Genomic DNA, 15,007 nt, shown 5'->3' with positions numbered 1-15,007 from the left:
GGGTGCGTCGCACCCGGGGCCCGAGCCGTCGCGGCGCGTTCAGACGCGGTTGACCGCCAGCACCTCGCTGGTGCCGTCGTCGTGCAGGCGCAGCAGCGTGCGGGAGGCGGGGTCGACGCGGATGCGGCGCTGCAGGTGCGCCCCGCAGCCCAGGCAGTCGCGCAGCAGCGCCCGCAGGGGGTCGCCGTGGGTGACCAGCACGACCCGCTTGCCGGCCCAGCGCGCGCGCAGCGCCGCCGCCGCCTGCCGCACCCTGCGCTCCACCGCGACCAGCGGCTCCCCGCCCGGCGGCGCCACGGCCGGGTCCTGGGACCAGGCGGCGAACTCCGCCGGCCAGCGGCGCACGACCTCCGCGGCGGTGAACCCGTCCCAGTCGCCGAAGTCGGTCTCGTCCCACTGGGGGTCCACCAGCACCGGCGCGCCGGTGCGCTCGGCGATGGCCTCGGCGGTCTGCCGGGAGCGGCGCATCGTGGAGCTGATGACGACGTCGGCGCCGCGCACCTCAGCGCACTCCGCGGCCCGGCGGGCCTCGACCAGCCCGGACTCCGACAGGCCGGGGTCCTCGCCGTAGCGGCCGGACAGGCGCCGCTGCTCGGTCAGGGGCGTGGAGGCGTGCCGCACGATCACGAGGTCCAGCGGTTCACCGCCGCCGCCGGCGGGCGCGGCCGGGGCAGCCGCGGGCACGGCGGGGGTGGCGGCGGGGGGGACGGCAGGGGCGGCACCGGGGGCGGTGGTGGTGCGCTGCCACGTCCGCCCGGCGGCCGCGGCGTCCATCGCCTCGTTGGCCAGCCGGTCCGCGTGCGAGTTCTGCGCGCGCGGGATCCAGCCGTAGTCGACGCGCCCGGCGGGCAGCACCGCGCGGGCCTCCTCCGCCAGGCGGCGCATGTCGGCGTGCTTGACCTGCCAGCGCCCCGACATCTGCTCCACGACGAGCTTGGAGTCCATGCGGACCTCCACGTCCGCCCCCGGGTCGACCTCGGCGGCGGCGCGCAGGCCCGCCAGCAGCCCGCGGTACTCGGCGACGTTGTTGGTGGCCCGGCCGATGGACTCGGCGACCTCGGCCAGCACCTCGCCGGTCGCGGCGTCCTTGACGACCGCGCCGTACCCGGCCGGGCCGGGGTTCCCGCGCGAGCCCCCGTCGGCCTCGACGCGCAGCCGGCGGCCGGCGCTCACAGACCGGACTCGCCGGTGCGCACGAGGATGCGCCCGCACTCCTCGCAGAAGACGACGTCGTCGGCGGCGGCCGCACGCAGGGCCGCGATGTCGGAGGCGTTCAGCTCCAGGCGGCAGCCCTCGCAGCGGCGGCTGCGCAGCAGGGCCGCACCCACCCCGCCGCGCGGGGCGCGGGTCTTCTCGTACAGCTGCACGAGCGCCGGCTCGATGCCGGAGGCGATGGCCTCGCGGCGGGCGAGGGCGGCGCGCTCCTCGTCGGCGACCTCCGCCAGGACGGCGTCGCGGCGCCGGGTGACGTCCTCGGCCTGCTCGGCCAGCTCGCCGTCGGTGGTGGCCAGCTCGGCGGCGGCGAACTGCGCCTGCTCCAGCTTCTCCATCGCCTCCAGCTCGGCCTCCTCCAGCACGCCCTGGCGGCGGACCAGGGACTCCAGCTCGTGCTGCAGCCCCTGCAGGTCCTTGGCGCTTCCGCTGCCGGCGTTCAGGCGCGCGGTGTTGCGGGCCGCCCGGTCGCGCACCTGCGCGACGTCGGCCTCGGCCTTGGCCACGGCGCGCTCGCCGTCGCTGACGAGCGTGCGGGCCGCCACCAGCACGTCGCCGACGCGGCGCCGCTCGGCGAGCAGGGAGTCCAGCTCCGCCTGCTCGGGGACGGTCGCGCGCCGGTGCGCCAGCTGCGCCAGCCGGATGTCGACGGCCTGCAGGTCCAGCAGCTTCTGCTGGTCGATCGCCGGGGCCTTGGGCATCCGCCGGGTCACTCTCCTCGACTGGGGACGCGCAGCACCCAGGGGTCGGTGCGCGTGGTGGACACGTGGGCGTCCACGGTACGGCCGCGCGCGGCCAGCCCCGTCACCAGGCGGTCGGCGCACCCGGCCAGCCACGGCCACTCGCTGGCCCAGTGCGCCACGTCCACCAGGTGCGGGGTGCCCGAGGCGCCGAAGGCGGCGCTCTCGCGCGCCTCCGAGGCCGGGTGGTGGCGCAGGTCCGCGGTGACGAAGACGTCGGCGCCGCTGGCCCGCACCTGCGCGAACAGGCTGTCGCCGGACCCGCCGCACACGGCGACCCGGTGCACGAGCGCGTCGGGGTCCCCGGCGACCCGCACGCCCTGCTCCGTGGCGGGCAGCGCCTGGGCGACGCGCTCGGCGAAGTCCGCCAGCCGCTCGGGGGCGGGCAGGGTGCCGACGCGGCCGATGCCGAGCTCGGGCCTGCCCGGCTCGGCGGCGAGGGGCTCCAGCGGCTCGAGGCCGTCCAGGTCCAGCACCCGGGCCAGCGCGTCGGAGACGCCGGGGGCGGCGGCGTCGGCGTTGGTGTGAGCGACGTGCAGGGCGCAACCGGCCTCCACGAGGCGGTGCACCAGGCGCCCCTTGGCGGTGGTGGCCGCCACGGAGGACACCGGCCGCAGCAGCAGCGGGTGGTGCACCAGGAGCAGGTCGGCCCCGGCGGCCAGAGCCTCGTCGACGACGGCCTCCACGGGGTCCACGGCCAGCAGGACGCGCGAGACGCGCCGCGCCGGGTCGCCGCAGACGAGCCCCACCGCGTCCCACGGCTGCGCCCACCGCTCGGGGTGCAGCGCCTCGAGCACCTCGAGGACCTCGCCGAGGGTGGGGGCCTGCCCCGGTGGCGCGGGCGCCGGCGTGCTCGCGGGGGTCGTCGCGGGGGTCGTCGTGGCCACGGGCGCACCCTAGCGGCGGTGGGCCCGGCCGGGATCGAACCGACGACGGCCGCGGTGTAAGCGCGGTGCTCTACCAGCTGAGCTACGGGCCCGCACCGGCGCAGGGCCGGGCGGCGCCCACGGTAGTGCCTCGGCCGGCGGGTGCCGCCTCAGCCGGGGGCGGCGAGCGCCGCCAGCGCCCCCCGGTGCGCCGCCAGGGAGCGCGGCGCGTGCGCGGGGCTGCGCAGCGTCCACACCACCCGGCCGTCGCGCACCAGGAGGGACAGCCGCTCGCTGACGCCCAGCTCCTCGTCGAAGGCGCCCAGGGCCCGCGAGACGGCCCCGTGGGGCCAGAAGTCGGACAGCAGCGGGAACGGGTAGAGCCGGTCCTCCCCCCACGCCCGCAGCGCGGGCACCGGGTCGCACGACAGGGCCGCCAGCTGGACGCCGGCGTCGTCGAACCGGTCGACGTCGTACGCCAGCGCCCCCAGCTCGGCGGTGCAGTGCGTCGAGAACGCGGCGGGCACGAGGACGAGCAGCGCGGGCCCCTCGGACCACAGCTCCGCCAGCCGCAACGGCTCACCGTGCTGGTCGCGCACCAGCGCCCCCGGGACGGGGAAGGGCGTGGGTGCCACGGCGACCCGGCCCGCCGCGCTCAGCGGCGGCCGCTCTTCGGCGTGGTCATGCGGGTGCCGGCCCAGTTGGCGCTGGCGCTCACGCTGGAGGTGGCGTGCAGGCCCGCGGTGGGGGCCGCCTCGTCGATCTCCGCGGCGGGCACGTGACCGGGGCGTCCCTTCTTGGGCGTCAGCAGCCAGACGATGCCGCCGTCGGCGAGGTTGGTGATGGCGTCCACGAGGGCGTCCACGAGGTCACCGTCCCCCTCGCGGTACCAGCAGAGGACGACGTCGGCGACGTCGTCGGCGTCCTCGTCGAGCAGTTCGCTGCCGACGAGCTCCTCGACGGCGACCCGGAAGTCGTCGTCGACCTGCTCGTCCCAGCCGAACTCCTGCACGAGCTGGCCGGGCTTGAAGCCCAGCTTGGCCACTGCCGCCGTGTCGGCGGCAGGGTCCGTGGTCGCGCCCACGTGCTGTCCTGCCTTCCCTCTGCCCCGCTGCGGGGGTGTCGTCCGTGCTCCGTGACCTCCTAGTCCAGCCCACCGGGCCCCCCGCGCGCAAGGCGGCACCCCCCGCGCGCCGATCACGTGACCTCCACGTGACCTCCCCGCGGCGGGCGGGGAGGCCCTCGCCGTGGCAGCCTGGCGCCGTGGGACGGGTCACGACGCGCACGCGCACGCACCGGCTGGACCTGCGCCCGGGCGGGGCCGCCAGCACGCGCGTCGACGCCCTGGCGGTGGAGGAGCCGCTGCAGATCGAGGTCGCCGGGGAGCAGCTGACGGTGACGATGCGCACCCCGGGCGACGACGTGGACCTCGTCCTGGGCTTCCTGCACGCCGAGGGGCTGCTGGCCGGGGCGGCCGACGTCGTGGCGCTGCGGCACTGCACCGACGTGGGCGAGGACGGCCGGCCGACCTACAACGTGGCGCAGGTCACCCCTCGGGCCGGCAGCCGGCTGGCGGGCGAGCGGACCGCGCGTGCCTTCACCACCACGTCGGCGTGCGGGGTGTGCGGTTCGGCGAGCGTCCAGGAGGTGCTGGCGCGGGTGCCCGCGCCCCTGGCCGGCGACGACGTCCGGGTGGACCCGGCGGTGCTCGCGGCGCTGCCCGCGGCGCTGCGGGCGCACCAGTCCGCCTTCGAGCGCACCGGCGGCCTGCACGCGGCGGGGCTGTTCGACGCCTCCGGCCGGCTGCTGTGCCTGCGCGAGGACGTCGGGCGGCACAACGCGGTCGACAAGGTCGTGGGCTGGGCGCTGCGCTCCGGTGCGCTGCCGCTGCGCGGGTGCGTGCTGGTGGTCAGCGGCCGCGCCTCCTTCGAGCTGGTCCAGAAGGCGGCGATGGCCGGGGTGCCGGTGCTGGCGGCGGTCTCGGCGCCCTCCTCGCTGGCGGTGTCGCTGGCCCGGGAGGCCGGCATGACCCTGGTGGGGTTCCTGCGGCCGCCGACGGCCAACGCGTACGCGGGCGCCCACCGGCTGCTGCCGGCACCGGACGAGCGGGTCCCGGGTGCGGTGGTGGCGTCGGGGGCGGAATAACCTGGTCGGGTGCCCGCTGACCGCGGGCCGACGGACGACAGCGGGAGGACCACCACCGTGGCCAGACGCGACGACGCGGGGACCGGCCCCGCGGGGCTCGGCCCCATCCTCAACGGGATGCCCAGCCAGCTGCCCGACATCGACCCCGAGGAGACCGCGGAGTGGCTGGCCTCCCTCGACGGGGTGGTCGACGAGCGCGGCAAGAACCGCGCCCGCTACCTCATGCTGCAGCTGCTGCAGCGGGCCCGCGAGCAGCAGGTGGGCGTCCCCAGCCTCACCGCGACGGACTACATCAACACCATCGGCCCGGAGTCCGAGCCCTGGTTCCCCGGCGACGAGGAGATCGAGCGCCGCTACCGGGCCTGGATCCGCTGGAACGCCGCCGTCATGGTGCACCGGGCGCAGCGGCCCGACATCGGCGTCGGCGGGCACATCTCGACCTACGCGTCCTCCGCGACGCTGTACGAGGTGGGCTTCAACCACTTCTTCCGCGGCAAGGACCACGCCGGCGGCGGTGACCAGGTCTTCATCCAGGGCCACGCCTCCCCCGGCGTGTACGCCCGCGCCTTCCTCGAGGGCCGCCTGAGCAGCGAGCAGCTCGACGGGTTCCGCCAGGAGGTCTCCGCGGCGCCGAACGGGCTGTCGTCCTACCCGCACCCGCGCCTGATGCCGGACTTCTGGGAGTTCCCGACCGTCTCGATGGGCCTGGGCCCGGCGAACGCGATCTACCAGGCGCAGTTCAACAAGTACCTCCACAACCGCGGCATCAAGGACACCTCCCAGCAGCACGTCTGGGCGTTCCTGGGCGACGGCGAGATGGACGAGCCGGAGTCGCGCGGCTTCGCGCAGCTGGCGGCGTACGAGGAGCTGGACAACCTCACGTTCGTCGTCAACTGCAACCTGCAGCGCCTGGACGGCCCGGTGCGCGGCAACGGCAAGATCGTGCAGGAGCTGGAGGCGTTCTTCCGCGGCGCGGGCTGGAACGTCGTCAAGGTCCTGTGGGGCCGCGAGTGGGACCCGCTGCTGGCCGCCGACGCCCAGGGCGCGCTGGTGAACCTGATGAACGCCACCCCCGACGGGGACTACCAGACGTTCAAGGCGGAGAACGGCGCGTTCGTCCGGGAGAACTTCTTCGGGCGCGACGAGCGCACCGCCAAGCTCGTCGCCGGCATGAGCGACGACGAGATCTGGTCGCTCAAGCGCGGCGGCCACGACTACCGGAAGGTCTACGCGGCCTACCGGGCGGCGACCCAGCACACGGGGCAGCCCACGGTGATCCTGGCCAAGACCATCAAGGGGTACGGCCTCGGTCCCCACTTCGCGGGCCGCAACGCGACCCACCAGATGAAGAAGCTGACGCTGGAGGACCTCAAGCTCCTGCGCGACTCGCTGCGCATCCCGATCAGCGACGAGCAGCTGGAGAAGGACCCCTACCGCCCGCCGTACTTCCACCCCGGCGACGGGGACGAGGCCATCCAGTACCTGCGCAAGCGCCGCGCCGACCTGGGCGGGGCGGTGCCGCAGCGCCGCGTGCAGCACGCGCCGCTGCACCTGCCCACCGACGACGCCTACAAGATCGCCGCGAAGGGCTCGGGCAAGCAGGAGATCGCCACCACCATGGCGTTCGTCCGGTTGCTGAAGGACCTCATGCGCGACAAGGAGTTCGGCAAGCGCGTGGTGCCGATTATCCCGGACGAGGCCCGCACGTTCGGCATGGACTCGCTGTTCCCGACGATCAAAATCTACAACCCGCACGGGCAGAACTACACGTCGGTGGACCGCGAGCTGATGCTCGCCTACAAGGAGTCGGCGCAGGGCCAGATCCTGCACGTCGGCATCAACGAGGGCGGCTCGGTCGCGGCGTTCACGGCGGCCGGCTCCTCCTACGCCACCCACGGCGAGCCGATGGTGCCGCTGTACATCTTCTACTCGATGTTCGGCTTCCAGCGGACCGGCGACAACCTGTGGGCAGCGGCCGACACCATGGCGCGCGGCTTCCTCGTCGGCGCCACCGCGGGCCGGACGACCTTGACGGGCGAGGGCCTCCAGCACGGCGACGGGCACTCGCTCCTGCTGGCCTCGACCAACCCCGCGGTGGTCTCCTACGACCCGGCGTACGCCTACGAGATCGGGCACATCGTCAAGGACGGCCTGCGCCGCATGTACGGCGAGGACCCCGAGAACGTCATGTACTACCTGACGGTCTACAACGAGCCGATGGTGCAGCCGGCGCAGCCCGAGGACGTCGACGTGGAGGGCATCCTGCGCGGGATGCACCGCGTCTCCACCGGCTCGGGCGAGGGGCCGCGCGCCCAGCTGCTCGCCTCGGGCGTCGGGGTACCGTGGGCCCTGGAGGCCCAGGCGCTGCTGAAGGACGACTTCGGCGTCGTCGCCGACGTGTGGTCGGTGACCAGCTGGAACGAGCTGCGCCGCGACGGCCTGGACTGCGACGAGCACGCGTTCCTCAACCCCGGCGACGACTCGCGGGTACCGTTCGTCACGCAGAAGCTGAAGGACGCCCCCGGCCCCGTCGTGGCCGTCAGCGACTGGATGCGCGCCGTACCGGACCAGATCCGCCAGTGGGTCCCCGGCGACTTCGCCTCGCTGGGTGCCGACGGGTTCGGCGTCTCCGACACCCGCGCCGCCGCGCGGCGCTACTTCCACATCGACGGCCCGTCGGTGGCGGTGCGCACCCTGGAGATGCTCGCCCGCCGCGGCGAGGTCGACTGGCGCGCTCCGGGCCAGGCGATCGAGAAGTACCAGCTGCACGACGTGCGCGCCGGCCGCAGCGGCAACGCCGGTGGGGAGAGCTGACCGCTCCCCCACCACGGCCCCGGGGCCCTGCACCGCTCGCCGGTGCGGGGCCCCCGGTGCGTCCCGGGCCGCGTGTACGGCGCTGGCAGGACCCTGACGCGCCCGGCGGCGCGCTGCCCACCGCGCTCGACGCGGTTCCGCCGGGCGGCCGGCACGGTGAGGCTGGCAGGGACACCCCGCACCGGCTCCCGGAGGACCCGTGGCCTCGCCGCCCGACACCGCGCTCGACGCGCCGACGCAGCCGCCCAGCGCCTCGCCCGCGCAGCTGCGCGCGCTGCTGGTGCTGCTGTGCACCCCCCTGGGCCTGGTGATCGCCGCGAACTCCTCTCTGGCGCTGGCGCTGCCCTCCGTGGGCGCGGACCTGCGCGCCGACCAGAGCGCCCTGACGTGGGCCGTGGACGCCTACTCGCTGTTCTTCGCCGCGCTGCTGCTGCCCGCCGGCATCGCCGCCGACCGCTTCGGACAGCGCACCCTGCTGGTGTGCGGGCTGCTGGTGTTCGGCGCGGGGAACCTCGCCTCGGCGTTCACCACCTCGGCGGAGGCGCTCATCGCGCTGCGGGCGGTGGCCGGGGTGGGCGCGGCGGCGGTCTTCCCGGTGACGCTGTCGGCCCTGGTGTCGGCCTACCCGCCCGAGCGGCGCGGCTTCGCGATCGCCGTGTGGTCGGGCGTCAGCGCGGGCGGCTCGGTGGTGGGCCTGCTGGCCGCGGGGGCGCTGCTGGAGCTGTTCTGGTGGGGCAGCGTGCAGGTGCTCTTCGGCGTCGCGGCCGCGCTGCTGGTTCCCGGCGTGCTCGTGCTGGTCGCGCAGGAGCGCAACCCGCACCTGTCGCTGGACCTGCCGGGCGCGCTGTTGGCCGTGGTGGCGTTGTCCGGGACCGTGTTCGCGGTCCTGGAGGCCCCCGTGCACGGCTGGACGTCGGCGTGGGTGCTGCTGCCGCTGGCCGTCGGGGTGGCCGGCGGCGCCGGCTTCGTGCTGCGCGAGCTGGGCACCGCCGAGCCGGCCCTGGACGTGCGCCTGTTCCGCAGCCGCGGACTGGCGGTCGGCAGCCTGCTGGTGGTGGCGCAGTTCTTCACCGCCCTCGGGCTCTTCACGCTGCTGCCCCAGTACCTGCAGATCGTGCCGGGGTACTCCCCGCTGCAGGCCGCGCTGGTGCTGCTGGCGCTGTCGGTGGGCGCCGGCGTCGGGTCCGCGGTGACGGGCGCGCGCGGCGCGGGCTGGGGCCGGCGCGGGCCCGCCGCCGCGGGCCTGCTGCTCATGTCGGCCGGGTTCCTGGGCCTGGCGATGGCGGCGGGGACGGGCCGGCTGTGGCAGGTGCTCGCGGGGCTGGTGGTGTTCGGCGCGGGGTTCGGCGCCTCGATGATCCCCGGCACCTCGCTGATCCTGGAGGGCCTGCCGCCCGAGCGCCGCTCGGTGGCCAGCGCCGTCAACGACATCACCCGTGAGGTCGGGGGCGTCCTGGGCATCGCGGTGATGTCCAGCGTCCTGGTCGCCACCTACCGCGAGGACCTGCTGCCGGCCCTCGCACTCGTCCCGCCCCCCCTGGCGGAGGTGGCCCTGGGCGGGGCCGGGCCGGCGCAGGCGGCTGCGCAGGCCCTGGGACCTGCCGGCGAGGCGCTGCGCCTGGCGGCCGCCGACGCGTTCGCCGCCGGGTTCGCCGACGCCTTCGTCCTGGCCTCCGGCGTGCTGGCGGTGGCGGCCCTGACCTGCGGCGCGCTGGCGCCGAGCCGGCGCCCGCCGGGGCGCCACGTCCGGGGGCGCGGGCGCGCCCGTCCGGGCGGGGGCGCCCCCGGCTCCTCCTCGCACGCGGCCCGCACCCCGCGGCCACGAGCTCCGGACCCCGCCGGCTGAGCGGAGTCCCACCCGGGCACCCGCCAGGAGCGGACCGCCCGGGGCAAACCGATCCCGAGCACAGGAGACGACCGTGCGAGTTCTCATCAGCAGCCTGCCCGCCTTCGGGCACGTGTACCCGGTGATGCCGACGGCCGAGGCGCTGCGCGCCGCCGGCCACGAGGTGGTGATCGCCACGGGAGGTCCTCCGGCGGACCGGCTCGGCGCGGCAGGCTGGAAGGTCGAGCGGGTCGACGCCGACATCCAGGCCGCCGTCGGGCGGGTGATGCGGGCGCGGCCGGAGCTGGCGCGCCTGGAGCCGCGCGAGCGCTGGCGGGTCGCGGCCGCGATGTTCGGCGAGGTCCTGGCCGCGACCGTGGACGAGCAGCTGACCCCGGTGCTCCGCAGCACCCGGCCCGACCTGGTCGTGTACGAGGAGCTGGCGATGGGTGCCGCGGTGGCGGCGGCCCGCACGGGCGTCCCCGCCGTGCGCCACGGGGTCGGCCCCTGGTCGCCGCCGCCCATGGAGGCCGCCTGCGCCGCCTCGCTGGTGGAGCTGGGCCGGCGCAGCGAGGGCGGTGAGCGCGTGCCGGACGGGCCGGAGGTGTTCGGCAGGCTCCACCTGGACGTGTGGCCGGCCGCGCTGGGGCGGCCGGACGCGCGACTGCCGATCCCGAGCACCCCGGTCCGGCCGCAGGCGTGGAGCGAGGACGAGCAGCCGGCTCCGGGGTGGCTGAGCGCCTCCCGCTCCCGCCCCGTGGTGTACCTGACGCTGGGCACCGTGTCCGCCGGGGAGGCGCAGGTGCTGCGCGACGTGCTGGCGGGGCTGCGCGGCCTGGACGTGGACGTGCTGGCGGCGATCGGTTCGTCCCTGGACCCCGCCGAACTGGGCCCCCTGGCCCCCGGCGTCCACCTGGAGGCGTTCGTGCCGGCGGCGCGGGTGTTCGGGCTGGTGGACGTGGTGATCCACCACGGCGGCAGCGGGACGTTGCTCGGCGCCTCCGCGGCGGGACTGCCGCAGCTGGCGCTGCCGCAGCGAGCGCACGACCAGTTCCCCAACGCGGCCGCCCTGCGGGCGCAGGGCTGCGGCCTGGCCCTGCAGCCCGGGGAGGTGAGCCCGCACGCCGTGCACGACGCGGTGGGACGTCTGCTGTCCGACTCCGTGCACCGCGATGCGGCCCGCGTGCTGGCGGCGCAGATTGCCGCGGCACCGGGTCCGGACGCGGTGGTGGACGTCCTGGCGGCGCTGGTGACCTGACCGCGGTTCCGCCGAGCGGCGGCTCGAGCCGAGGTGCCGCGCGAGGGCTGCTGGACGAGCCGAGCTGCAGGTTCCTGCCACGCTCCGGGAACCCGCCGCGCGGACCGCGGCGGGTTCCTAGCCTCGGCGCAGCGGCGAGGGTGCCTCGCCCCGTCCGAGGAGCCCTGATGACTTTCCGGAAGCGTTCCACCCGTGCGTTCGCGCTCGCCCTGCTGGTCGTCGCAACATCGGCGGTGCAGCCGGTGACGGCCGGGGCCGCCCCGCCGCAGGAGCGGCTGGAGACCCGGTCGGCGCCGCTGCTGCGTTCCGGTGGCCTGCAGTTCAAGGACCTGAACCGCAACGGTGCCCTCGACCGCTACGAGGACTGGAGGCGCAAGCCCTTCGAGCGCGCGGCGCACCTGGTGTCCCTGATGACCTTGCGGGAGAAGGCGGCCACCATGGTGCACGGCACCGCCCCCACACCGTGGGGTCCGGTGGCGGTGAGCCCGTCCTACGACCTGGCCGCCACGCGCCGGATCATCAGCGACCTCGGGGTCACCAGCCTCCTGACCCGGCTCAGCGGACCGGCAGACGTTCTGGCGAGGCAGAACAACGCCCTGCAGGAGATCGCCGAGGGCGGCCGGCTGGGAATCCCCCTGACGATCAGCACGGACCCGCGCAACCACTTCCAGTACGTGCCGGGGAGCAGCGTGCCCGCCGGCTCCTTCTCGCAGTGGCCCGAACCCCTGGGGTTCGCCGCCACGCGCGACGAGGGGCTCGCCCGCCGGTTCGCCGACACCGCCCGGCAGGAGTACCGCTCGGTGGGCATCACGATGGCGCTGTCCCCGCAGGCCGACCTGGCCACCGAACCGCGCTGGTCGCGCATCAACGGCACGTTCGGCGAGGACCCCGCCGTCGTGGAACGCATGACGCGCGAGTACGTGCGCGGTTTCCAGCGCGGCAAGGACGTCGACCGCCACAGCGTGCAGGCGGTCGTGAAGCACTGGGGCGGGTACGGCGCGGCGCAGGACGGATTCGACAGCCACAACCCCTACGGCAAGTACGCCACGTTCTCCGGCAACGCCACGTTCGAGAAGCACCTGGACGCCTTCCGCGGCGCGTTCAAGGCTGAGGTGGCCGGCGTGATGCCGACGTACTCCGTCGTGCGCGGGGTCAGCGTCGGCGGTCGCCCCCTGGAGCAGGTCGCCGCGGGCTACAACCGCCAGCTGCTCACCGACCTGCTGCGCGGAGAGTACGGGTTCGAGGGCGTGGTGCTCAGCGACTGGGGCATCACCGAGGACTGCGTGGACACCTGCCTGAACGGCGCCCCCGCCGGGCAGCAGCCCAGCTTCACCGGCTTCGGCGCCCCCTGGGGGGTGGAGGAGCTCTCGCGCGACGAGCGCTTCGTGAAGGGCGTCCAGGCCGGCATCGACCAGTTCGGCGGGACGGAGGACTCCACGGCGATCGTGCGCGCCGTCGAGCAGGGCCGCCTGTCGGTGGCGCGCGTCGACGCGTCGGTGAAGCGCATCCTGAACCAGAGGTTCCAGCAGGGACTGTTCGAGGACCCCTACGTGGACCCCGCGGCCGCAGCGCGCACCGTGGGGGCGGCCGGGTTCCAGGCCGCTGCCACCGCCGCCCAGCAGCGCGCCACGGTGCTGCTGGCCAACGCCGCCCGCACCGGCGGCGGGAAGGGCGAGCTGCTGCCGCTGGCGGGGGGGACGAAGGTCTACCTGCACGGCGTCGGCGCCGAGGCCGCCCACCGGGCCGGCCTGACCGTCGTCGCCACCCCCGAGGAGGCGGACGTGGCGATCGCGCGGACGGCCACGCCGTTCGAGACGCTGCACCCGCAGTACGTGTTCGGCCGGATGCAGCACGAGGGGAACCTCGCCTTCGCCCCCGGGCAGGCCGACTTCGACGCCATCGCCGCCCTCAGCGCGAAGGTGCCGACGGTGGTGTCGGTCTACATGGACCGCCCGGCGGTGCTGACCCGGCTGCTGCCGGAGGCCGACGCGCTGCTGGTGAACTTCGGCATCACCGACGAGGCGCTGATGGGTGTCGTGCGCGGCACGGCGGAGCCGCGCGGGAAGCTGCCGTTCGAGCTGCCGTCGTCGATGGCGGCCGTGGAGCAGCAGCTCCCCGACGTCCCCGCGGACAGCGCAGCCCCGCTGTTCCGGATCGGGGCGGGCCTGCGCTACTAGTTCGGTGCTGGAGCTCGTGATCCACGGAACCCGGTGACCACGTGGAAGACAGGACGCGGCTCCGTCGGTGCGCATGCGAATGCCCCTACGACGGTGCAGCGCCTTGCCGATGCTGCGCGGAGCGCGCAGGAGAAGATCTCGACCCGCCCCGGCGGCCAGCAGCGCCTGGCCCACCGGGCTCGACCGGTCCCGGACCTGGATGAGGCCGGTGGCACTGTCCGCACGGTCACCCACGCCTCCGCCGTGACCGCGAGCACGGTGCGCGAGCGGGCCCGGCGGATGGCCGAGCACGGCATCGACTGGCTGCACGATCGTGACCGCAGCGGGCGGCCGCGCTCGTACGAGGACGAGGTGGCGCGCGATCTGCTGACCTCGGCGACCTCCGTGCCGCTGCGGCCGTGCGCGGGCCCGAGCCATGCCCACCCGGCGCAGGCGATGGGTCAGCTGAACCGGGCGTCAGCGCCTCCTGGGTCACCCGCACCCCGATCGCTCCGGGGGTCGGGCAGGGTGCACGCGTCATCGGCTGGCTGAGCCGGCGTGACCGTCCGCGCTTCGCCTCACAGCCGCTGCAGTGCAAGCCGTCATCACCACAGCCGGCGACGGCGAGGACCTGCACCCGGTGCTGAGCCTGGACGATGAGGACCGCCAGCTCGGTGCGCACCCCGGTCCAGGCGGACACCCGTGGATCCGACGGCACGATCCACCGCGAGTTGGAGCACCGCCGCCGCGGCACCACCACCTCCTGGTACGGCGTTCAGGAGGTCGCCGACGGAGAACCGGCGATGATCCCGGCCAACGGGCGGATGGACTCCGCCGCCTTCACCGGCCTGCTGGATCGCCTGTTGCTCGAGCGCGGCGAGACCTTCACCGCGGTCGTGGACAACGGCCCGGCGCACACCTGCCGCGCGACGAGCGCCTGGCTGGCCCAGCACCCCGGCATCACCGTGCTGCACACCCCGCCCCACGCCTCGTGGGTGAACCCGATCGAGCCCGTCTTCGGAATCCTGGCCGGGCAGGTCCTGTGCCACGGCTCCTCCACCGGCCCCACCGGCGGCGATGCGCATGTCCGGGCTCGGGTGGCCGAGCGCAACCGCCAGCAGCGTCCGGTCCGCTTCACCTGGCGACCTGATCACAGTTCACGAACTCGCGCACCAGACCACCAGGCCGCCGCAGCGGCCGCGGGGCGCGGCGGGCACCGCGACCGCGGTGCCCGCCAGCTCCCCGTCGGCCCGCCAGCGCCCGGTGGCGGTGCGCACGGGGCCGGCCGTCCGCACCTCGGCCGTGAACGTGCCGTCCTCGTGCAGCCGCACGTGGAACCCGTTGAAGCCGGGCCAGTCCTTCTCCAGCGCCGACCACGCCTTGATGAGCGATTCCTTGGCGCTGAAGAGCACGCGGTCGACGTGCACGTCCGGTACCGCCGCGGCCAGCCGGGCCAGGTGCTCGCGCTCCGCCGCGTCGGCCACGACGTGCAGGACCCGCGGGGGCAGCGGCTCGTGCGGGGTCGCGTCCACGCCCAGCGCCGCCAGGTCCTCGCACCGCGCGACCGCGGCGGCGCGGTGACCCGCGCAGTGCGTGATGCTGCCCACGACACCCGCGGGCCACACCGGCGCGCGCCGGGGACCCGGCAGCACCGGTTCCGCCGGCCCACCCAGGAGGTGCAGGGCCCGGCGCGCGCACCAGCGGCCGGTGAGGAACTCGCGCCGGCGCTCGGGCCGGGCGGCGGCCACGACCGCCAGCTCGCGCGGGTCGGCACCGTCCTCGACACCGGCGACGTCGCGGTGCACCTCCACCACGCGCACCTCCGCGGGCAGCAGGACCCCCAGCAGCGTCCCGCTCGACGGTCCGGGCCGCGACGGGGGGGGGGGGCCCCCCCCGGGGGGGGCGCCCCCCCCCCCCCCCCCCCCCCCCCCCCGGGGGCCGGGGGGCCCCGGCCCGTGCTCAGGCCGAAACCACCGGGCGGGGGTGGAGGC

Annotated in this window: 11 protein-coding genes, 1 tRNA gene and 1 pseudogene; 6 read left to right on the top strand and 7 right to left on the bottom strand. The window is 75.7% G+C overall.

Features of this window, described 5'->3' with window-relative positions; translation table 11 throughout:
* Positions 1-39: 39 nt before the first annotated feature.
* The 6 genes from ACRYR8_RS19160 to ACRYR8_RS19135 form a co-directional block, all read right to left on the bottom strand.
* The gene (locus tag ACRYR8_RS19160; RefSeq protein WP_432484671.1) at positions 40-1,173 is read right to left on the bottom strand and encodes a bifunctional RNase H/acid phosphatase; all 1,134 of its coding nucleotides are present in this window, start codon (positions 1,171-1,173) and stop codon (positions 40-42) included.
* Positions 1,170-1,913: a zinc ribbon domain-containing protein gene (locus ACRYR8_RS19155; protein WP_432484669.1), complete on the bottom strand. Its 744-nt coding sequence runs from the start codon at positions 1,911-1,913 to the stop codon at positions 1,170-1,172. The genes ACRYR8_RS19160 and ACRYR8_RS19155 overlap by 4 nt, the downstream gene beginning before the upstream one ends.
* 8 nt (positions 1,914-1,921) lie before the next feature.
* Positions 1,922-2,839: a Nif3-like dinuclear metal center hexameric protein gene (locus ACRYR8_RS19150; RefSeq protein ID WP_432484667.1), complete on the bottom strand. Its 918-nt coding sequence runs from the start codon at positions 2,837-2,839 to the stop codon at positions 1,922-1,924.
* Between the two features lie 19 nt (positions 2,840-2,858).
* Positions 2,859-2,931: transfer RNA gene (locus tag ACRYR8_RS19145), tRNA-Val, on the bottom strand.
* 57 nt (positions 2,932-2,988) lie between these two features.
* Positions 2,989-3,453, bottom strand: coding sequence for a redoxin domain-containing protein (locus ACRYR8_RS19140; protein WP_432484665.1), 465 nt, complete (start codon positions 3,451-3,453; stop codon positions 2,989-2,991).
* A gap of 20 nt (positions 3,454-3,473) precedes the next feature.
* Complete coding sequence (locus ACRYR8_RS19135) at positions 3,474-3,902, bottom strand: DUF3052 domain-containing protein (RefSeq protein WP_432484663.1); 429 nt, start codon at positions 3,900-3,902, stop codon at positions 3,474-3,476.
* 179 nt (positions 3,903-4,081) lie between these two features.
* Here ACRYR8_RS19135 and fdhD point away from each other — a divergent pair, with 179 nt between their 5' ends.
* The 6 genes and pseudogenes from fdhD to ACRYR8_RS19105 all read left to right on the top strand — a co-directional run.
* Positions 4,082-4,963, top strand: coding sequence for a formate dehydrogenase accessory sulfurtransferase FdhD (fdhD, locus tag ACRYR8_RS19130; RefSeq protein ID WP_432484661.1), 882 nt, complete (start codon positions 4,082-4,084; stop codon positions 4,961-4,963).
* Positions 4,964-5,080: 117 nt separating this feature from the next.
* The gene (aceE, locus tag ACRYR8_RS19125; RefSeq protein WP_432484674.1) at positions 5,081-7,777 is read left to right on the top strand and encodes a pyruvate dehydrogenase (acetyl-transferring), homodimeric type; all 2,697 of its coding nucleotides are present in this window, start codon (positions 5,081-5,083) and stop codon (positions 7,775-7,777) included.
* Between the two features lie 199 nt (positions 7,778-7,976).
* Entirely contained in the window at positions 7,977-9,623 is a 1,647-nt protein-coding gene (locus ACRYR8_RS19120; protein WP_432484659.1) for an MFS transporter, read from the top strand.
* A 73-nt stretch (positions 9,624-9,696) separates the two neighbouring features.
* Positions 9,697-10,860 carry a glycosyltransferase gene (locus ACRYR8_RS19115; protein WP_432484657.1) on the top strand — a complete coding sequence of 388 codons (1,164 nt, stop codon included), beginning with the start codon at positions 9,697-9,699 and terminating at the stop codon, positions 10,858-10,860.
* Positions 10,861-11,027: 167 nt separating this feature from the next.
* Entirely contained in the window at positions 11,028-13,037 is a 2,010-nt protein-coding gene (locus tag ACRYR8_RS19110; RefSeq protein WP_432484655.1) for a glycoside hydrolase family 3 protein, read from the top strand.
* A 635-nt stretch (positions 13,038-13,672) separates the two neighbouring features.
* Positions 13,673-13,999 (top strand): annotated as a pseudogene (locus ACRYR8_RS19105) (IS630 family transposase); the annotation flags it as partial.
* A gap of 174 nt (positions 14,000-14,173) precedes the next feature.
* On the opposite strand, the gene ACRYR8_RS19100 reads toward ACRYR8_RS19105, so the two are convergent.
* On the bottom strand, positions 14,174-14,827 hold the full coding sequence (locus ACRYR8_RS19100) for a 4'-phosphopantetheinyl transferase family protein (protein WP_432486180.1): 654 nt from the start codon (positions 14,825-14,827) through the stop codon (positions 14,174-14,176).
* Between the last annotated feature and the right edge of the window lie 180 nt (positions 14,828-15,007).

Source organism: Kineococcus esterisolvens (genome assembly GCF_050871405.1).
Taxonomy (GTDB): domain Bacteria; phylum Actinomycetota; class Actinomycetes; order Actinomycetales; family Kineococcaceae; genus Kineococcus.
The sequence above is the reverse complement of the archived record's forward strand: the minus strand, read 5'-3'. Positions and strand labels throughout refer to the sequence as shown.

What these genes read in the sequence shown, in the direction of transcription:
- aceE (WP_432484674.1), top strand. Translation starts at nt 5,081, where the DNA reads ATGCCCAGCCAGCTGCCCGACATCGACCCCGAGGAGACCGCGGAGTGG.
- ACRYR8_RS19110 (WP_432484655.1), top strand. Translation starts at nt 11,028, where the DNA reads ATGACTTTCCGGAAGCGTTCCACCCGTGCGTTCGCGCTCGCCCTGCTG.
- ACRYR8_RS19155 (WP_432484669.1), bottom strand. Translation starts at nt 1,913, where the DNA reads ATGCCCAAGGCCCCGGCGATCGACCAGCAGAAGCTGCTGGACCTGCAG.